The sequence below is a fragment of the Verrucosispora sp. WMMD1129 genome, from assembly GCF_029581255.1.
GTDB classification, from domain to species: domain Bacteria; phylum Actinomycetota; class Actinomycetes; order Mycobacteriales; family Micromonosporaceae; genus Micromonospora; species Micromonospora sediminimaris.
This window is the reverse complement of record NZ_CP120741.1, coordinates 2,838,780-2,855,766: the sequence shown is the minus strand read 5'-3', so window position 1 is coordinate 2,855,766 and position 16,987 is coordinate 2,838,780. Positions and strand designations below refer to the sequence as shown.

The 16,987-nt window shown below is 72.6% G+C and carries 17 protein-coding genes; 9 read left to right on the top strand and 8 right to left on the bottom strand.

Annotation, left to right across the window (positions count from 1 at the left end; genetic code table 11):
- Positions 1-159: 159 nt before the first annotated feature.
- Positions 160-456, bottom strand: a complete 297-nt coding sequence (locus O7624_RS13070) for a metal-sensitive transcriptional regulator (RefSeq protein ID WP_093408543.1) — start codon at positions 454-456, stop codon at positions 160-162.
- Positions 457-571: 115 nt separating this feature from the next.
- Between O7624_RS13070 and O7624_RS13065 the strand changes: the two genes are divergently transcribed.
- The 4 genes from O7624_RS13065 (at position 572) to O7624_RS13050 (ending at position 4,314) form a co-directional block, all read left to right on the top strand.
- Positions 572-781, top strand: coding sequence for a copper ion binding protein (locus tag O7624_RS13065; RefSeq protein WP_093408540.1), 210 nt, complete (start codon positions 572-574; stop codon positions 779-781).
- Positions 782-814: 33 nt separating this feature from the next.
- A complete protein-coding gene (locus O7624_RS13060) occupies positions 815-1,807 on the top strand; it encodes a hypothetical protein (protein ID WP_282240190.1) in 993 nt (330 codons plus the stop codon).
- A gap of 11 nt (positions 1,808-1,818) precedes the next feature.
- Complete coding sequence (locus tag O7624_RS13055) at positions 1,819-4,068, top strand: heavy metal translocating P-type ATPase (protein ID WP_282240189.1); 2,250 nt, start codon at positions 1,819-1,821, stop codon at positions 4,066-4,068.
- Positions 4,069-4,140: 72 nt separating this feature from the next.
- The gene (locus O7624_RS13050; protein WP_093408532.1) at positions 4,141-4,314 is read left to right on the top strand and encodes a CsbD family protein; all 174 of its coding nucleotides are present in this window, start codon (positions 4,141-4,143) and stop codon (positions 4,312-4,314) included.
- A 26-nt stretch (positions 4,315-4,340) separates the two neighbouring features.
- Here O7624_RS13050 and O7624_RS13045 read toward each other — a convergent pair whose 3' ends face one another.
- Positions 4,341-5,300, bottom strand: a complete 960-nt coding sequence (locus O7624_RS13045; RefSeq protein WP_282240188.1) for an anti-sigma factor RsbA family regulatory protein — start codon at positions 5,298-5,300, stop codon at positions 4,341-4,343.
- Positions 5,297-6,142 (bottom strand): MEDS domain-containing protein, encoded by an 846-nt coding sequence (locus tag O7624_RS13040; protein ID WP_282240187.1) that lies wholly within the window; start codon positions 6,140-6,142, stop codon positions 5,297-5,299. Before O7624_RS13040 ends, O7624_RS13045 begins: the two co-directional genes overlap by 4 nt.
- A 129-nt stretch (positions 6,143-6,271) precedes the next feature.
- Here O7624_RS13040 and O7624_RS13035 point away from each other — a divergent pair, with 129 nt between their 5' ends.
- Positions 6,272-6,847, top strand: a complete 576-nt coding sequence (locus O7624_RS13035; RefSeq protein ID WP_282240186.1) for a sigma-70 family RNA polymerase sigma factor — start codon at positions 6,272-6,274, stop codon at positions 6,845-6,847.
- Between the two features lie 6 nt (positions 6,848-6,853).
- Here O7624_RS13035 and O7624_RS13030 read toward each other — a convergent pair whose 3' ends face one another.
- Both O7624_RS13030 and O7624_RS13025 read right to left on the bottom strand, forming a co-directional pair.
- Positions 6,854-7,705 carry a zf-HC2 domain-containing protein gene (locus tag O7624_RS13030; RefSeq protein WP_282240185.1) on the bottom strand — a complete coding sequence of 284 codons (852 nt, stop codon included), beginning with the start codon at positions 7,703-7,705 and terminating at the stop codon, positions 6,854-6,856.
- Positions 7,706-7,814: 109 nt separating this feature from the next.
- Positions 7,815-8,441 (bottom strand): universal stress protein, encoded by a 627-nt coding sequence (locus tag O7624_RS13025; RefSeq protein WP_170863555.1) that lies wholly within the window; start codon positions 8,439-8,441, stop codon positions 7,815-7,817.
- A gap of 122 nt (positions 8,442-8,563) precedes the next feature.
- On the opposite strand from O7624_RS13025, the gene O7624_RS13020 reads away from it, so the two are divergent.
- The 3 genes from O7624_RS13020 to O7624_RS13010 are packed head-to-tail and all read left to right on the top strand — an operon-like array spanning position 8,564 to position 11,248.
- A complete protein-coding gene (locus tag O7624_RS13020; protein WP_282240184.1) occupies positions 8,564-9,781 on the top strand; it encodes a D-arabinono-1,4-lactone oxidase in 1,218 nt (405 codons plus the stop codon).
- Complete coding sequence (locus tag O7624_RS13015; protein ID WP_093408517.1) at positions 9,781-10,146, top strand: sensory rhodopsin transducer; 366 nt, start codon at positions 9,781-9,783, stop codon at positions 10,144-10,146. Before O7624_RS13020 ends, O7624_RS13015 begins: the two co-directional genes overlap by 1 nt.
- A 4-nt stretch (positions 10,147-10,150) precedes the next feature.
- Positions 10,151-11,248 (top strand): FUSC family protein, encoded by a 1,098-nt coding sequence (locus tag O7624_RS13010; RefSeq protein ID WP_093408514.1) that lies wholly within the window; start codon positions 10,151-10,153, stop codon positions 11,246-11,248.
- 223 nt (positions 11,249-11,471) lie between these two features.
- Here the strand turns inward: O7624_RS13010 and O7624_RS13005 are convergent, their stop codons facing one another.
- The 3 genes from O7624_RS13005 to O7624_RS12995 all read right to left on the bottom strand — a co-directional run bounded on the left by O7624_RS13005 (position 11,472) and on the right by O7624_RS12995 (position 15,711).
- The gene (locus O7624_RS13005) at positions 11,472-13,079 is read right to left on the bottom strand and encodes a hypothetical protein (protein WP_282240183.1); all 1,608 of its coding nucleotides are present in this window, start codon (positions 13,077-13,079) and stop codon (positions 11,472-11,474) included.
- Positions 13,076-14,017, bottom strand: a complete 942-nt coding sequence (locus O7624_RS13000; RefSeq protein ID WP_282240182.1) for an ABC transporter ATP-binding protein — start codon at positions 14,015-14,017, stop codon at positions 13,076-13,078. The genes O7624_RS13005 and O7624_RS13000 overlap by 4 nt, the downstream gene beginning before the upstream one ends.
- 83 nt (positions 14,018-14,100) lie before the next feature.
- A complete protein-coding gene (locus O7624_RS12995; RefSeq protein WP_282240181.1) occupies positions 14,101-15,711 on the bottom strand; it encodes a potassium/proton antiporter in 1,611 nt (536 codons plus the stop codon).
- A gap of 311 nt (positions 15,712-16,022) precedes the next feature.
- On the opposite strand from O7624_RS12995, the gene O7624_RS12990 reads away from it, so the two are divergent.
- Positions 16,023-16,778 (top strand): potassium channel family protein, encoded by a 756-nt coding sequence (locus O7624_RS12990; protein ID WP_282240180.1) that lies wholly within the window; start codon positions 16,023-16,025, stop codon positions 16,776-16,778.
- Positions 16,779-16,987 lie beyond the last annotated feature (209 nt).

Sequence of the window (16,987 nt, the reverse complement as noted above, 5' to 3'; positions counted from 1 at the left end):
GCGTACCGTGAGCTGCGGACCCGCTCGCGACGGCCGTGCGGGCGTACGCCTGACGGCGACCTCGGGCCGCGAGGCACGGATTTCGGCTGGCCATCGTGTGCGAATGGTAACCAGCCGGACCTGTCGACGCCTGTCGCGAGGGTGCGTCGGCGGGTCGGGTCAGCCGCGCTTCATGAGCCGGCCCACGGCGGCCATCATCTCGGTCGCCATCTCGTCGGCGCGCCCCTCGGCGGCGCCTTCGTGCATGCAGTGCCGGGCGTGCCCGTCGAGCAGGCCGAGGGCGACCTTGTCCAGGGCGGCCTGGATGGCGGAGATCTGGGTGAGCACGTCGATGCAGTAGCGGTCCTCGTCGACCATCTTCTCGATGCCGCGCACCTGACCCTCCACCCGGCGCAGGCGGGCGAGGAGCTGGTCCTTGCTGGCGGTGTAGCCGCGGATCGGCGCGGGTGTGCTCATGCCGGCAAGAATAACCTACCCCCAGGGGGTATGGTACGGTCGGTGCGACGGATACCCCCTGCGGGTATCCGGGTGGGTGTTCGGCCCACCCTTCCAGAGTGGTGAGGAGAGTTCCATGGTCAGCACGACGTACCAGGTGCAGGGCATGACCTGCGGGCACTGCGTCAACGCGGTCAGCACCGAGATCGGTGCGATCGAGGGCGTCAAGGACGTTCAGGTGGATCTGGCCGCCGGTCGGGTCACCGTCACCAGCGACCAGCCGCTCTCCGACGACGCGGTGCGTGCCGCCGTGGACGAGGCCGGATACGAGCTGGCCGGCGCCTGAGCCGGCCGGCGCGCGGAAACCGAGGGGTCAACCATGAACACGGCGACGAAGCTGAGCGGCTTCGTGCTCGGCCTGGCGGCGGTGTTCGGCGCGGCGTACGGGGTGGGGCAGCTGACCGGCCCGGTGACCGTGGTCGCCGCCGGCCACGACAGCGAGGGCGCCGGCCACGGCGGTGACGCCCGCGACGAGGGTGACGCCGGGCATGAGGAGGCGGCCGGGCACGAGGAAGGAGCAGCCGGGCACCTGCCCGGTGGCCTGCTCGTTGCCGACCGTGGCTACACCCTGGTGCCGGTCGACGCGCCGCCGGGTGAGTTCGCGTTCCGGATCACCGGTCCCGATGGCCGTCCGGTGACCGGGTACGACGTCACCCACGACGAACGGATGCACCTCATCGTGGCCCGTCGCGACCTCTCCGGCTTCCGGCACGTCCATCCGGAGCTGGCCGGGGACGGCACCTGGCGGATCGCCTCACCGCTGGACTCTCCCGGGGTGTGGCGGGCCTTCGCCGACTTCACCCCGACCGGCGGCGACCCCCTGACGCTCGGCGTCGACGTGACCGTCCCCGGCACGCTGGCCGAGCGACCGCTGCCCGCCCCGGCGAGCAACGCCACCGTCGACGGCTACACCGTCGCCCTCACCGGAGCCCCGCAGCCGGGGCGCACCACGACGCTGACGCTCACCGTCAGCCGCGACGGCACACCTGTCACCGACCTGGAGCCGTACCTCGGCGCGTACGGTCACCTGGTCGCGCTGCGCCGTGGTGACCTGGCCTATCTCCACGTACACCCGGAGGGCAGCCCGGGAGACGGGCGCACCGCCCCCGGCCCACAGGTCAGCTTCGCCACCGAGTTCCCCTCGGCCGGCGCGTACCGGCTCTATCTCGACTTCCGCCACCGGGGAGTGGTGCGTACCGCCGAGTTCACGGTGCACGTCGGTGACCCGGGCGGCACCACCGGACCGGCCGACGGGCACCCCACCACCGCGCCCGAGGACGGGCACGGGACCCCCGGGCACGGACACGACTGACAGGACCCGCAATGAGTACGAGCCGACCCCTGACCACCGCGCCGCACCTGATCGAGCTGGCCATCGGCGGGATGACCTGCGCGTCCTGCGCCGCGAGGATCGAGAAGAAGCTCAACCGGATCGACGGCGTGCAGGCCACCGTCAACTACGCCACCGAGAAGGCGACGGTCTCGTACGCCGACCCGGTTACTCCGGACGATCTCGTCGCCACCGTCGAGAAGACCGGTTACCAGGCCAGCCTGCCGCCGCCGCCCACCCCGGCCGGACCGGCTGCCGCCGAGCCGGCGGATCCGCTGCATGCCCTGCGTACCCGGCTGTGGGTGTCGGTGGCACTGAGCCTGCCGGTGATCGCGCTGGCCATGGTGCCGGCCTGGCAGTTCACCTACTGGCAGTGGCTGTCGCTGACCCTGGCCGCCCCGGTGGTGGTCTACGGCGGGCTGCCCTTCCACCGGGCCGCGCTTGTCAACCTGCGGCACGGTGCCGCGACCATGGACACCCTGGTGTCGCTGGGCACGTTGGCCGCTCTCGGCTGGTCGGTGTGGGCGTTGTTCCTCGGCACCGCCGGTACCCCCGGCATGACCCACCCGTTCAGCTTCTCCATCGGTCGTACCGACGGCGCCGGCAACATCTATCTGGAGGCGGCCGCCGGGGTGACCACCTTCATCCTCGCCGGTCGCTACTTCGAGGCGCGCGCGAAGCGCACCGCCGGGTCGGCCCTGCGGGCCCTGCTGGAACTGGGCGCCAGGGACGTGTCAGTGCTGCGGGACGGGGTGGAGACCCGGGTCCCGGTCGACCAGCTCGCGGTGGGCGATCGCTTCGTGGTGCGGCCCGGCGAGAAGATCGCCACCGACGGGACGGTGGAGGAGGGCTCCTCGGCGGTCGACGCCAGCCTGGTCACCGGCGAGTCGGTACCTGTCGAAGTGGGAACGGGTGACGCGGTGATCGGGGGCTGCGTCAACGCCGGTGGCCGACTGGTGGTCTCCGCGACCCGGGTCGGCGCCGACACCCAGCTCGCCCAGATGGCCCGGCTGGTCGAGCAGGCGCAGAGCGGCAAGGCCGCCGCCCAGCGGCTCGCCGACCGCATCTCCGGAGTCTTCATGCCGATCGTGATCGCCCTGGCTGCCGGCACCCTGGGCTGGTGGCTGGGGAACGGCGCCGGCCCGGCCGCCGCCTTCACCGCCGCCGTGGCGGTGCTGATCATCGCCTGCCCGTGCGCCCTCGGCCTGGCCACCCCGACCGCGCTGCTTGTCGGCACCGGGCGGGGCGCACAGCTCGGCGTCCTGATCAAGGGGCCGGAGGCGCTGGAGTCCACCCGGCGGGTGGACACCGTGGTGCTCGACAAGACCGGCACCGTGACCACCGGCCGGATGAGCCTGCTCGCGGTGACCCCCGCCGGAGGTGAGCGACGCGACGAGGTGCTGCGCCTGGCTGCCGCCCTGGAGAACGGCTCGGAGCACCCGGTCGCCCGAGCGGTGGTGGCCGGTGCCGCCGAGGTCGGCGTGCTGCCGCCGGTCACCGATTTCGCGAACGTGGCCGGGCTGGGGGTCAGCGGCACCGTGGACGGCCGCCAGGTGCTGCTCGGCCGGGCCCGGCTGTTGAATGAGCGGGGTCTGGTCGTACCGGATGATCTCGCCCGGGCAGCGACCGACGCGGAGGCGGCGGGGCGCACGGCCGTGCTGGTCGGCTGGGACGGCCAGGCCCGTGGCCTGCTCGCCGTGGCCGACCAGGTGAAGCCGACCAGCCGGGAGGCGGTACGGCGGCTGCGCGCGCTCGGCCTGAAGCCGGTGCTGCTCACCGGTGACAACGCCACGGTCGCCCGGGCGGTGGCCGCTGAGGTGGGCATCGACGAGGTGATCGCGGAGGTGCTGCCCACGGAGAAGGTCGAGGTGGTCGCCCGGTTGCAGGGGGAGGGCCGGGTGGTGGCGATGGTTGGCGACGGCGTCAACGACGCCGCCGCGCTGGCCCAGGCGGACCTCGGACTGGCGATGGGTACCGGCACCGACGTGGCGATCGAGGCGTCCGACCTGACTCTCGTCCGGGACGACCTGCTGGCTGCGGTAGACGCCATCAGGCTGGCCCGCGCCACCCTCGGCACCATCAAGGGCAACCTGTTCTGGGCGTTCGCGTACAACGTGGCCGCCCTGCCGCTGGCAGCCGCCGGGCTGCTCAACCCGATGATCGCGGGGGCGGCGATGGCGTTCTCGTCGGTGTTCGTGGTGGCCAACAGCCTCCGGCTGCGCCGGTTCCGCCCCGTTTCTTGAACTTTTCCGGTTGGTCGATGCCGGACTGGGTACCTGACTGGACGTAGCGACAGGATCCCCCGGGAGGGCGACATGGGCGTCGAGGACAAGTTCAACAACACCGCCGAGAACACCGGCGGCAAGATCAAGGAAGGCGTGGGTCACGCCACCGACGACGAGCGCCTGGCGGCGGAAGGTCGCGGCGACCAGATGCGCGCCAACCTCAAGCAGGCCGGCGAGAAGATCAAGGACGCGTTCCGCAAGTAGTGCGGTACGCCACGACTCGTGCGTGGTCAGGCGCCCAGCGGTCGGCCGGCGGTGAGTCGCAGGGTGAACCCCTGGTCGTCGCGGTGGTAGGTGACGTGGTTGCACGACTGATGGGTGATCCACAAGCCCAGCCCGCCCGGCACCCCGTTGGCCGACGGCAGCAGCCCGGCGTACGGATTCTGGGGGCCGGGGCCGGCGTCACTGACGGTGGCGACGATGCGTTCCGCGCCCGCCCACAGCCGGAACCGGACCGGGGGACTGCCGTGCCGCAGCCCGTTGGTGACGGTCTCGCTGATGGCGACGACGAAGTCGTCGAACTCGTCATCCCGGAGCCCGCCCTGGCCCACCTGGTGCACGGCCGCGCGGGCCTGCGCCGCCGTCGGGCCGAGCAGGTCAACCAGGGGCGGGGTCGTCTGCATCGGGTCGGGCGGCATCGGGCGCGTCTGGCGCAGGAAGGTCTCCGGCGCGACGTAGTCGACACTGGGCAGGTGCCGCCCGTCGACTGCGGCGAAGCACGGGTGCGTGGCGGCGACGTCCGCCAGCACCCCGGGTGCGCTGGTCCGGGTGTCGTACGCGCACATGCTCCACAACGGCCAGTCGTCGTACGCGTGGTTGATCGCCGACTCGTACCGGGCCCACCAGTCCCAGGTGGGGCCGAGACCGACCGGCGGCACCTCGCCGATGATCCGGATCTGGGTGGCACCGTCGGCGACCAGATCGGCGAGGAGCTGGCGGTACATCCGGATGGCGGCGGTGGGCCGGGCGTAGACGTCGCCGCCCGACAGGAACTCGACCTTCGTGTCGGCGGGCAACGCGGCGCGCACCAGGTTGCCGGTGCGCTCGCCGAGCGCGACGAAGGTGGGCTCGTTCGCCTCCACACCACCGACCAGGAAAGGCACCACGACGGCGAGCAGTTCCTCGTCGGAGCCGTAACAGAGAGCCTCGTGGAAGTAGCCGGTGCGCCCGGCGGCCGCACCGGTCCTCACCGGGTCACCTCCACCCGCAGGTCGGGCAGGTCCAGCAGGGCGGCGAGCCGGGCCACCCCGGAGCGGGCGGCCCGCAGCACCACCGTCACCTGCCGGTCCCGGGCGTACTCGTTCAGGTGGATGAGCGCCCGGTGGTCGAGGAAACGGAGCCCGTCGGCGTCCAGCACCAGTTCGTCATCGACGGGTTGCAGATCCGCGCGGTCCAGCGCGGTGCGGAACAGGTCGTGGTTGGACGGGTCCAGCTCACCGGCGAGGGCGGCCTGCCCCTGACGCAGCGGTACCGCGTACAGCCGGAACAGCAGCTGGCCGAGGTTGTGTTCCGGGTGCAGGCAGGCCAGCTCGGCGACCGCCGGCTCGCCCAGCTGCGAGCGGTCGTACGCGCACATGGCCTGGAACGGCTCGGTGCGCATCATCTCGTTCACACGCTGCTCGTAACGGGCGAACGCGTCGCGTTGCGCGGCGGTACGGACCAGCTCGGTGGCGTCGGCGGCCACCCGCAGGCCGCTGTATCCGGCGGCGACGGCTTCCCGGGTGGCCCGGCGGTAGGACGCCACCTGACTCGCCGGATCGATCACCGCTGTGCTGCCGTACGCGCCGTCGAGGGAGCGGACCTGGGCGGCACCCGTCAGCAGCGCGTCGGCGAAGTTCCGGACACCGAGCAGGTGGTCCCGGACCGGTTCGGCGGGACCGGAGACGACGAACCAGACCCGCTCGCCGGCCGCCAAGCCGGCGCGTAGGAACTCCACGGCATGGGTCATGAACCCGGCCGGGTCGTCGTACGCCCAGCACAGGTGCCCGTACCGCGGCGGCTGGTCAGTCAGCACGGCACTCCGCTCGCTCACGTGAGGTGCCCCATCAGTGCAGTCTACGGCGTCGCCCGGAGCGGTCCGGCTAGCCAGGTCCTCCGATTGCCGGCCCGATTGCCGGCCCGCCAGGGAACCAACCGACGGTTTCCACCGACCAATACGGCGATGACAGCCGTGACCGACGACATCAGCGGGTACGCGCTCGCGGCGGGCCGGGGCGACCATGCCGCCGCAGCCGCGTTCGTGCGGGCCACCCAGCAGGACGTACGGCGGTTCCTGACCCATTTGCCCGGGGTGCGGGAGGTCGATGACCTGGTCCAGGAGACGTACCTGCGAGCCTGGCGGGCACTGCCGTCGTTCGCCGGCCGCTCCACGGCCCGGACCTGGCTGCTCGCCATCGCCCGGCGGGTCGCCGTGGACCAGGTACGCGCCGCCACCTGCCGGCCACGGACCGCGAACCTCAGCGACTGGCAGACCGCCGCGGAGAGCACACCGGCCGGAGTGCGTGCCGGGGTGGACGAGCAGGTGGTGCTCCGGGGAATGCTCGACGGTCTCGCCCCCGAGCGGCGTGAGGCGTTCGTGGCGACCCAACTGCTCGGCCTGTCGTACGTCGAGGCCGCGCAGGTTTGTGACGTGCCGGTCGGCACCATCCGATCCCGGGTGGCCCGGGCCCGTGAGGATCTGGTCGCGGCGATGCGGTCGGCCGACTGTCCGGCGGACCGGCCCGGCGCCGCCGGATGAGGCCCGTCAGGCGACCCGCCGCCGGTCACGGTTCCGGTCGTCGCCGTGAGCGGCACGCCGGCGGGCCGGGGCGGAACCCAGGTGGGCGGAGTGCCGGGCCTGGGCCGAGTAGGGCGGCAACAGCCGCAGCGGGGCGGGCTCGTCGGCCTCGTCGAGGCGCAACCGCCAACGGGACCGCTCCGGCTGGCGCCGGTCGCCCGGTTCGCCGGGCTGGCGGGAGCTTCGCGCCAGCAGCACGGTGATCAGGTAGCCGACCACCAGGAAGCCGTGACTCACCAGCCGCTCCACCGCGACCTGCGAGGCGACGAGGTCGTTGACCGACAGCAACACCAGGGTGACCACGAAGGCGCCGAGCATCGGCAGCAGCCCCGACGGCGAGGTCCGACGCAGCGCGACGAAGAGGAAGCCCGCACCCACGGCGACATTCCAGGCGGCGGATTCGTGCCACAGGTGCTGGCCGTTGGCGTGAAGGTGCTCGGCGACCTCGGTTCGGCCGATCTGCGCCAGCCCGAGCACCAGTTGCACGGCGCCCAGCAGACCCAGCGCGGCGCGCAGCCCGTTGACCAGGCTGGGTCGCGCACCGGTCGCCGGCCACCAACGACTCGGCATCGCGGCGGCGACGAGCGTGCGCCAGCGCCGACGCGGCGGCGGTGCGGCGGCGAGAATCGCCTCGGTCAGATCCGGCAGCGAGGTCACCACCTGGGTACGCGCCCGGCGGGTCACCTTCGCCGCCGCGTCCAGCCAGGCCCGGCAACCGGCGCAGGTCTCCAGGTGCGCACCGACGTTGCGCTGCTCGTCCGCCGTGACCTCACCGTCCAACTGCGCCGACAGGATCTCCCGCCACTGCTCACACCGCATGTACCTATAGTCGCTTCCTGGGCTGGCATGGTTCCCGGTCGGCACCGCCGGACCGGCCGACACCGAGGTCAGGGCCGGGGTGCCGGACGGTGGCGAGGGTCGCGGGCGGTCAGCGGCCGGGCAGGCTGCCGAGCAGAACGGCCCGCCTCGACCGGTGGGTGAGGCCCTCGGCGACGCTGCCCAGCAAGCGGTCGCCGATCCCGTGTCCGTGCCGGCCGACCACCAGCAGGTCCACATCCCGGTCGTCGGCGACCGTCAGCAAGGCATCGACGGGGTGACCGGTGACGACCACGGTGGTGGGCCGGGGCAGCCCCTCGGGCAGTCCGGCGGCCCGCTCGTCGATCATGCGGCGGGCCCGCTGGTGCTCCTGCCGGGACTCCGCGTCGGTCAGGTCGGCGCTGGTCACGGTGACCAGGACGAGTTCACTTGTGCTTCCGGTGAGGGCGCGGGCGATGGCACGCAGCGCGCGGTCGGAGTGCGCGGAGCCGTCCACCCCGACCAGCACGCGCAACCCGTTGCCGACCGGTCGGGCTGGTCGGTGGCGTACGTCGACCAGCTGTGGGCGGGCCCGGCCCCGCTCGACCGCGATCGGCACGAACAGCGGCCCGAGCAGTGCGCCCACCAGGTACCAGAGCGGGCTGCGGTGACCGCCACGGGTGACGAAAACCGCTGCCGTGCCCAGGCCGATGGCCAGCCACAGCACTGCCACCAGCGCCGCGTACCACCACTCAGACACGACGTGTCCCGCTGGTGGGTCGGGCCTTCGACGTGGAAGGGACGGGTTCGGCCATGCCAGCGACTACCCCGCCAGGCCGGGGGTAAGCGCACGGTTCGTCCGTCGAGAGGAGGTTGCCGGGGGTGTCCCGTCCGTTCGTGAACTGGTCCGGCAGTCTCGCCTTCACCCCGTCCGGCTACGCCGAGCCGGCCGACGAGGACGAGGTGCGGGAACTGGTGCTGCGGGCCCGTGAGGCGGGGACCAACCTGCGCCCGGTGGGCTCGGGCCACTCGTCGAGCCCGCTGGTACGCACCGACGGCACCCTGGTCAGCCTGCACCGGATGGCCGGTGTGATCGACAAGGCCGGTGACCGGGCCACGGTCCGGGGCGGTAGCCGGCTCAGAGAGCTGGGTGCGGGCCTCTACGAGGCCGGGCTGGCCATGGAGAACCTCGGCGACGTGGACTACCAGTCCATCGCGGGCGCCATCGCCACCGGCACCCACGGCACCGGCCTCGGCTTCGGCAACCTGTCGACCCAGGTGTCCGAGGTACGCCTCGTCACGGGCACCGGTGAGGTGCTGGACGTCTCCGCGACCAGCAACCAGGAGCTGCTGCCCGCCGCCCGGCTCTCCCTCGGTGTCCTGGGAGTGGTGACCCAGCTCACCCTCGACCTGGAGCCCAGCTACGAGTTGCGTCGACGGTCCTGGTGCGCCCCGATCGAGTGGACCCTCGACCATCTGGCCGAGTTGCAGCACACCAACCGCAACATGGACTTCTACTGGTACCCGCGCAGCGACCTGACCCAGATCCGCACCATGAACCGAATCGACGGGGTGGCCGCGCGTTCCACGTGGCCGGCCCGCCGGGTGCCGGAGTGGAACGGGTGGCAGGAGCCCAAGGAACTGGAGATCGGGCCGACCCACGACACCATCCCTCAGCATCGCGATCTGCGTTTCGAGGAGATCGAGTACATGCTCCCGTCAGAGGCGTTCCCGGCCTGCTTCGCGGAGATCCGGCGACGGATCCTGAGCCGGCACCGGCGCACCGTGGGCTGGCGGGTGTTGGTCCGCAGCATCGCCGCCGACGACATCTGGCTCAGCAACGCGTACGGTCGCCCCACCACCGCCATCGCCTGCCTGCAGAACGCCTCGTTGCCGTACGAGGAGTACTTCCGCGACATGGAGGCCGTCTTCCGGCGCTACGGCGGACGGCCGCACTGGGGCAAGAAGCACTGGTTGACCGCCGAGGACCTGCGACCGCTCTTTCCCCGCTGGGACGACTTTCAGGCGGCCCGCCGCCGCCTCGACCCGGACGGGGTGTTCCTCACCCCGGACCTGGCCCGACTGCTGGAGGAGGCGTGATGGCGCAGGTGTGGGCGGTGCCGGGCGGGCACGTGCCGTTCGGCGGCACCGGCGGCGAGCCGCAGTTCACCAGTTTCGACCAGTTGTGTGTGCTGAACACCACCGACTCCGAGGCGGAGGTGCTGCTCCACTTCTACTACGAGGACACCGAACCGGTCGGGCCGTACCGGTTCGCCGTCGGTGCCCGCCGCATCCGGCACGTACGGGTCAACGACCTGATCGATCCGGAGGCCGTCCGCCTCGACCGCCCGTACGGCTGTGTGCTCAGTTCGCCAGTGCCGGTGGTGGTGCAGTTCCTCCGGCAGGACACCCGGTTGCCGGGCACCGTGGCACTCACCGGGACCATGGCCCACCCCGTCGGATGACCCGATGAGCAGCCTCCGGGGACGCTTCGCAGCCGCCGGCAGGCGCAGTTACGGCCGGCTGCGACAGCATCTGCTGCTGGCCTTCCAGGGCGGTCTGGCCGCGTCGCTGGCCTGGTTGGTCGCCGAGCAGGTGCTCGGCAACCCGGACCCGACCTTTGCCCCGATCGCCGCGGTCGCCGTCATCGCCACCTCGATCGGCCGGCGAGCCCGCCGGGCCGTCGAACTGATCGTCGGCGTGATCGTCGGGGTCCTGATCGGCGACCTGCTGGTGGGTACGGTCGGCACCGGTGCTTGGCAGACGTTCGTGATCGTGTTCGGTGCGCTGCTTGTCGCGGTGGCCGTGCGGGGCACCGGTGCCCTGGTCACCCAGGCCGGCGGCGCGGCGGCACTGATCGCCACCCTCGCCCCGGGCACGCCGGACATCGTCCTGCCGCGGACGGTGAATGCCCTGGTCGGCGGCGCGACCGGGCTGCTGGTGGTGCTGGTCCTCGCCCCGATGAACCCGACCCGCAGCGTGCGCCGCATCGCCGGGCCGGCGCTGGACACCTTCGCCCGGCAGTTGACGTCGGCCGCGGAGGCGCTGGCCCGAGGGGATGCGCGTCGGGCGAGGGAGGTGCTGGACGAGATGCGGTCCGCCGAAGGACAACTGCGGGAGGTCGGTGACGTGGTGACCGCTGCCGAGGAGGTGGTCCGCTTCTCTCCGCTGCAGTGGCGGCGGCGCCGGGCGCTGGCCGCGTACGGCGCCGGGGCCGAGCACCTGGACCGAGCTTTCCGCAACAGCCGGACGCTGGTCCGCCGCATCTTCACGGCACTGCGTGACCACGAACCGGTGCCGGTCTGCCTGTCCACCGCCGTCGAGCAGGTGGGGCAGGGCGTGCGCCTGATGCACGAGGAGTTCCTGTCGATGCAGGAGCCGGTCCGGACGCGGGAGCGGGTGCTGCGGGCCGTGCAGGACGCTGGTGAGGCATGCCGGCAGGAGATCGGCTTCTCCGGCACCATCGTGGTTTCCCAACTGCGGACTGTCGCCAACGACATGCTGCGGGCCACCGGCGTGCCGGGCGACGAGGCCCGCCGGTTGGTCCGGCGGGCCGCCGCCGGTTAGGCCCTGTGTCGAAGTCCCTGGCCGGCCTACGGCGGGCCCAGGCGACGGCCGGCCGCGTTAGGCATTGGTCCGGATACAACACCGGTATCCGGACCAATCCCCGCCTTGCCGGACCGCCGCCTGGACTCCGCCTCGGCTCGACCGAGGACTTCGACGCAGGGCCTAGGCCCTCACCTGCCGCTCGACACCGGTCGCGACGCTCCCCGGCGACGACGGGCGTTGTTCATCCCAGCAGGTCGCGACGCCGGTGGCCGAGCCTGCCGAGGGCGGCGGCGAGCACCGCGATCCCGACCATGATCCACCACGCCGGCCAGGCGGGCGACTCGGCCGGGACCGCCGCCAGATGGGTGAACGGTGAGATCGCGGACACCCACCCCGGAAGGTCGGCGCTGTCGGCGAGCACCTGGAGCAGGAACCCGCCGATCGCGGGTAGGACACCGACGGCCGCGGTGGCCCGGGGCAGCCAACCGAGGGCGAGGATCGCCGCGCCGAGGCAGAGCAGCACGACCGGCAGCACGTGCCAGGTGCCGGCCAGGGCGGCGGCCAGCGGCAGTGGGGCGTCCACCAGATAGGCGCCGAGCCAGGTCGCCGTCGCCGCCACGGTGACGAGCACCGCCACCCCGCCGAGGGCGGCCAGCGTCTCGGCGGTCAGCAGCCGGTTACGGCTGACCGGCTGTGCGTACAGCGACGTCAGCCGGCCGTCCGTCTCGGCGGCCACGAACTCGGCGAGCCGGGACGCGGCGAAGACCCCGACCGGCACGGCGAGCAGGACGAACAGGGACGCGGTGTAGCCGCGTACGCTGCCCAACTCGGTGAAGCCGGCCTGCGCGGCGAGTTCGGCGAAGCGCGGATTGTCCGACAGGAAGTCGGTCATCGACGTCGCCAGCAGACCGATCAGCAGGAAGTACGCGCCGATCCCGGCGGACCAGCCGGCCAGCGGGCGCGACATCCGGCGTACCGCGAACCCGTCGACCGTGCCGAGCAGCCATTTGCGGGGCGGCCGGCCGGCCGGTGCGGCGACCAGCCCGGCCCGCACGTCACGACGCCCGGCCAGCGCTGTCGCCGCCGCGCCGACCAGGAGCGCCGCACCGGCCAGCACGAGCAGGGGCAGCAGCCGGTCGTCGCGGTAGGGACGGACGAGGGCGAGCAGCCCGTACGGCGACAGCCAGCGCAACCACCCCAGCGCGGCGACGCCGTCCCCGACCATCCGGGCCAGCAGTCCGACGCCGAGCACGGCCAGGGCCGACCCGCTCGCCCCGGCCCGGGTCGGCATCACCTGCGCAGTCAACAGCGCCGTCGCCACGGCGAAGAGGGCGACCAGCACGAGACCCGCCGCGTACCGAAGGGCGCCGCCCGGTGGCGTGCCGGCCGCGACGAGCACGATCCCGGCCGCGGCTCCGGCGATCACCACTGCGGCATTCAGGACGGCGAGGTGCCGACCGAGCACGGCCGGCACCGTCAGCCGGCCAGCCAGCAGGAGGTCCCACCGGCCACTCTCCTCCTCGCCCCGGGTGACCCGGGTGGTGGCGAGCACCCCCCACACCGAGAGCAGGACGGCAAGTACGGTGCCGGTCCGCCAGACCGTGAAGCCACCCGGGGTGTCCAGCGCGAACGGTTCACCGAACAGGGTGCGGACCGCCGGGTTCTCAGCGAGGGCGGCCAACGCGGCGGCATCGAGTGCGGTGCCGGCCGTGCTCTCGTACCCGGCGACGACGACGGCGGTGATGCCGGCCGTCACCGCGGACACGACGAGCGCGGGCCGACGGACCTGGCGCAGGGCGAGCCGGGTGACGGCGGCCCTGGCGGCGCCTCCGCCTCCGATGGCGGTCATCGACTCCCCTCCCCGTAATAGTCGAGGAAGATCTCCTCCAGCGTGGGCTCGCGCATGGTGAGGGTGGTGAGGTCGGCCGCCGCCAGTGCCCGCAGGGCCGGGCCGGGCGGCCCGGTGAGGGTGAATCGCAGCGCGGCCCCGTCGACCTGAACGCCGTCGATGCCCGCCACGCCGGTCAACTCCGGTACCGGGCCGGCGAACCGCACCAGCACCTCGGTGCGGTGCAGCCGCCGCAACTCGGGCATGGTGGCGACGTCGACGAGGCGCCCGGCGCGCAGGATGCCCACCCGGTCGCAGACAGCTTCCACCTCCGCCAGCTGATGGGAGGAGAGGAACACCGTGCTCCCGGCGTCGCGGGCCTCGTTCACCGCGCGGCGGAACTCGCGTTCCATCAGCGGGTCCAGGCCGGCGGTCGGCTCGTCCAGGACGAGCAGCGGCGCGCGGGTAGCGAACGCGGCGACCAGGGCCACCTTCTGTCGGTTGCCGGTGGAGTAGGCCCGTCCCGGCTTCGACAGGTCGAGGGCGAACCGGTCCACCAGTTCGTCCCGGTAGGCGACGTCGACGCCTGGCCCGGTGGCGCCGAGCAACTCCAGGATCTCCGCGCCGGTGAGCTGCGGCCAGAGCGTCACATCGGCCGGCACGTAGGCGAGCCGCTGGTGCGCCGTGGCCACCTCGGCGGCGGCGGTACCGAAGATCCACGCCTGGCCGGCGGTCGGGCGGGCCAGGCCGAGCAGCAGCCGGATGGTGGTGGACTTGCCGGCGCCGTTGGGCCCCAGGAAGCCGAACACCTCACCGGCGTCGACGGTCAGGCCGAGATCGTCGAGGGCGAGCAGGGAACCGTACCGCTTGCTCAGATGCTCGGTGCGGATGGCGGGCGGGTGCACGGCGGCCTCCGAGAGGTTGTTGAGGACACGACCGCCGACCAGGCTTCCCGGCACACCAGCCTCACCTTAGGCCCTGTGTCGAGTACCTGGCCGGCCCGCGTCGGGCCCAGGCGACGGCCGGCCACTCGCCGTGCGGGTCAGCCCGCCGACGGGACGAGGGCCGACGGCGACTCGTCACCGGTGTCCGGCGATGGTGCCGCGCGCGGCGGGATCGTCGGGGTCTCCGGGGGACGCCGGATCCTGGCCGGCCGCTCCGGGTCGCCGGTCTCGCCGCGCCAGTGGGCGAGCCGGCCGGCCCGGGCGACCGCCCGCAGACGGCGTTCCGCCCGGTCCCGGACGTGTGGGGTGGTGACCACGAGCAGCTGATCACCGTGGCGCAACCGGGCGTCCGGCTCGGGTACGAAGGCGGTCCCGTCGCGGACCACGAGGGTGACCGCGGCCGGTGGCGGCAGCCGCAGCTCGCGGATGTGCACGCCGTGCATTTGGGAGTCGGGCTCGACGGTGAGGTGCAGCAGGTCCGCGTCGATGGCGTCCAGCGGCGCGGACTCGACCTGCAGGTCCGGACCGATCCCGGCCGAGCTGAGCCGCAGGCGTTTGGCCAGCCACGGCAGCGTCGGAGCCTGCACCAGTGTGAAGACCACGACCAGCACGAAGACGATGTTGAACAGCTGTTCGCTGGCGCCGACGCCGGCCACGACGGGAATGGTGGCCAGCACGATGGGCACCGCGCCCCGCAGCCCAGCCCAGGACAGCAGCACCTGTTCGCGCAGCGGAATCCGGAACGGCAACAGGGTGACCAGCACCGACATCGGGCGAGCGAGCAGCAGCAGTACCAGACCCACGGCGAGGGCGGGCAGGATCGCGGCGGGCAGTTCGCTGGGATTGGCCAACAGACCGAGCATGACGAACAGGCCGATCTGCGCGATCCAGCCGAGCCCCTCGGCCACCGACACCGTGGCGCGGCGGTGCGCCAGCCGGGCGTTGCCCAGGATCAGCGCGGCGAGGTACGCGGCGAGGAAACCGCTGGCCTGGACGAGCCCGGCGGCGGCGAAGGCGAAGATGCCACAGGAGAAGGTGGCGATCGGATAGAGGCCCGATGCGGGCAGGGTGAGCCGGCGCAGGAACCACACTCCGGCGAGGCCGATCGCGACGCCGACCGCGCCACCGATGCCGAGCTGGTAGACCATCTGGACCAGCAGTTCCACCGGGCTGGTCGAGGTCAGTCCGGTGGCGCTGAAGGCGAGTACCAGGATGACTGTGGGTGCGTCGTTCAGCCCCGACTCTGCCTCCACCAGCCCGGCCAGTCGCCGGGGCAACGGCAGGGTGCGCAGCACCGAGAAGACCGCCGCCGCGTCGGTGGAGGACACCACCGCGCCCAGCAGCAGAGCCAGCTGCCACGAGACGTCGAGCAGCAGGTGCGCGCCGAGGGCGGTGACCCCGACGCTGATCAGCACACCGACGGTGGCGAGCGCGGTCGCCGGTGCCAGTACCGGTCGAATGTCGGAGAACCGGGTGGTCAGGCCACCCTCCACCAGGATCACCGCAAGCGCCGCAGTGCCCAGGGCCTGCGCCAGGGCGGCGTCGTCGAAGCGCAGGCCGAGTCCGTTCTCGCCGAGCAGCAGCCCGATGCCGAGGTACGCCAGCAGCATCGGTACGCCGACCCGGGTGGCCAGCCGTGCGGCGGTGACGCTTACCAGCACGGTCGCCGCCGCGGCGATCATCAGCAGGTAGACCTGTTGCAGGGTCATCCCGGAACCCGTCCCAGCCGCAGTCGACCCATGCATCCGCTCCCTCACGCTCGCGCCCGCTGTGGGGGTACAACGCCGACCCCCGCCCCCACGGGCCGCACAGCCGGCACGCCCGGCTCTGTCAGCCGGGCGGCGACCCGTGCCACGGTGTGTCCCCGCGCTCACGTTACCGGGCGAGCAGCCACCGAATGCCGAGCGTGACGGTGACGCACTGTCCGGACGATCTGCGGACCGCCTGTGGGGTCTCGTGTCCGGCTGCGCGACCATGGCCCGGTCACGCGTACGACGACGGAGCAGACGGGAGCCGGCTCATGGGCGGCGGGACAGCACAGCGGACCGATCGACTGGAGGCATGGGAGCGGGTCAGCGCCGCACCGCTCACCGTGCTGTCCGTGGTGTTCCTGGTGGTGTACGCGGCACCGATCCTGCGTCCGGACCTCAGCCCGGCCTGGCGGGCCGCCTGTTCCGCCACGACGGTCATCGTCTGGGCGCTGTTCTGGGCGGACATCCTCGTTCGGCTGCGGCTGGCCACGGACCGGCGGAAGTTCCTCCGGGAACACCTGTTCGACCTCGTGGTGCTGACGCTGCCGATGCTGCGACCACTGCGCGCGGTACGCCTGGTCATGGTGGTGCTGACCATCAATCGCCGCACCGAGGTGTGGGCCCGCGGCCGGCTGGCCGTCTACGTCGCCGCCACCACGGCACTGCTGGTGCTGGTCTCCGCGCTGGCGGTGCTGGACGCCGAACGACTCGCGCCGGACGCCAACATCACCGCCTTCGACGACGCGTTGTGGTGGTCGACGGTCACCATCACCACCGTCGGTTACGGCGACTTCTACCCGGTGACCACCGCGGGGCGATTCGTCGCCCTCGGTCTGATGATCGGTGGGATCGGCCTGATCGGTTTCGTCACGGGTTCGCTGGCGACCTGGATCGTCGAGCGCGTCGCGGCTGGCGCCGACAAGCCGGCGGCGGCCACCAGCGACGACGTGGCGGCCCTGCGTGCCGAGATCGCCGCCCTGCGGCGGCACCTCGACCCCGATTCGGCCGAGCGCACCAGCGGCTGAACGGCGACGGCCGGCAGCGCGTCGGCCGTGATCGGGCGTTCCGGCCTGCTCGGTCGAGTTTGTCCCGGAAGATGGTGGATGCGGTGTCCGGCCCGCCGCCGGGGCGGAAGGCGGCGACCCGGGTCGGCGGCGCGGGTCCGGTTCTCTTCGTCGGCGGGGTGACGGTGACGCTCGAACAGTCAGCGGGGACGTCGCGATCCGACGAACAC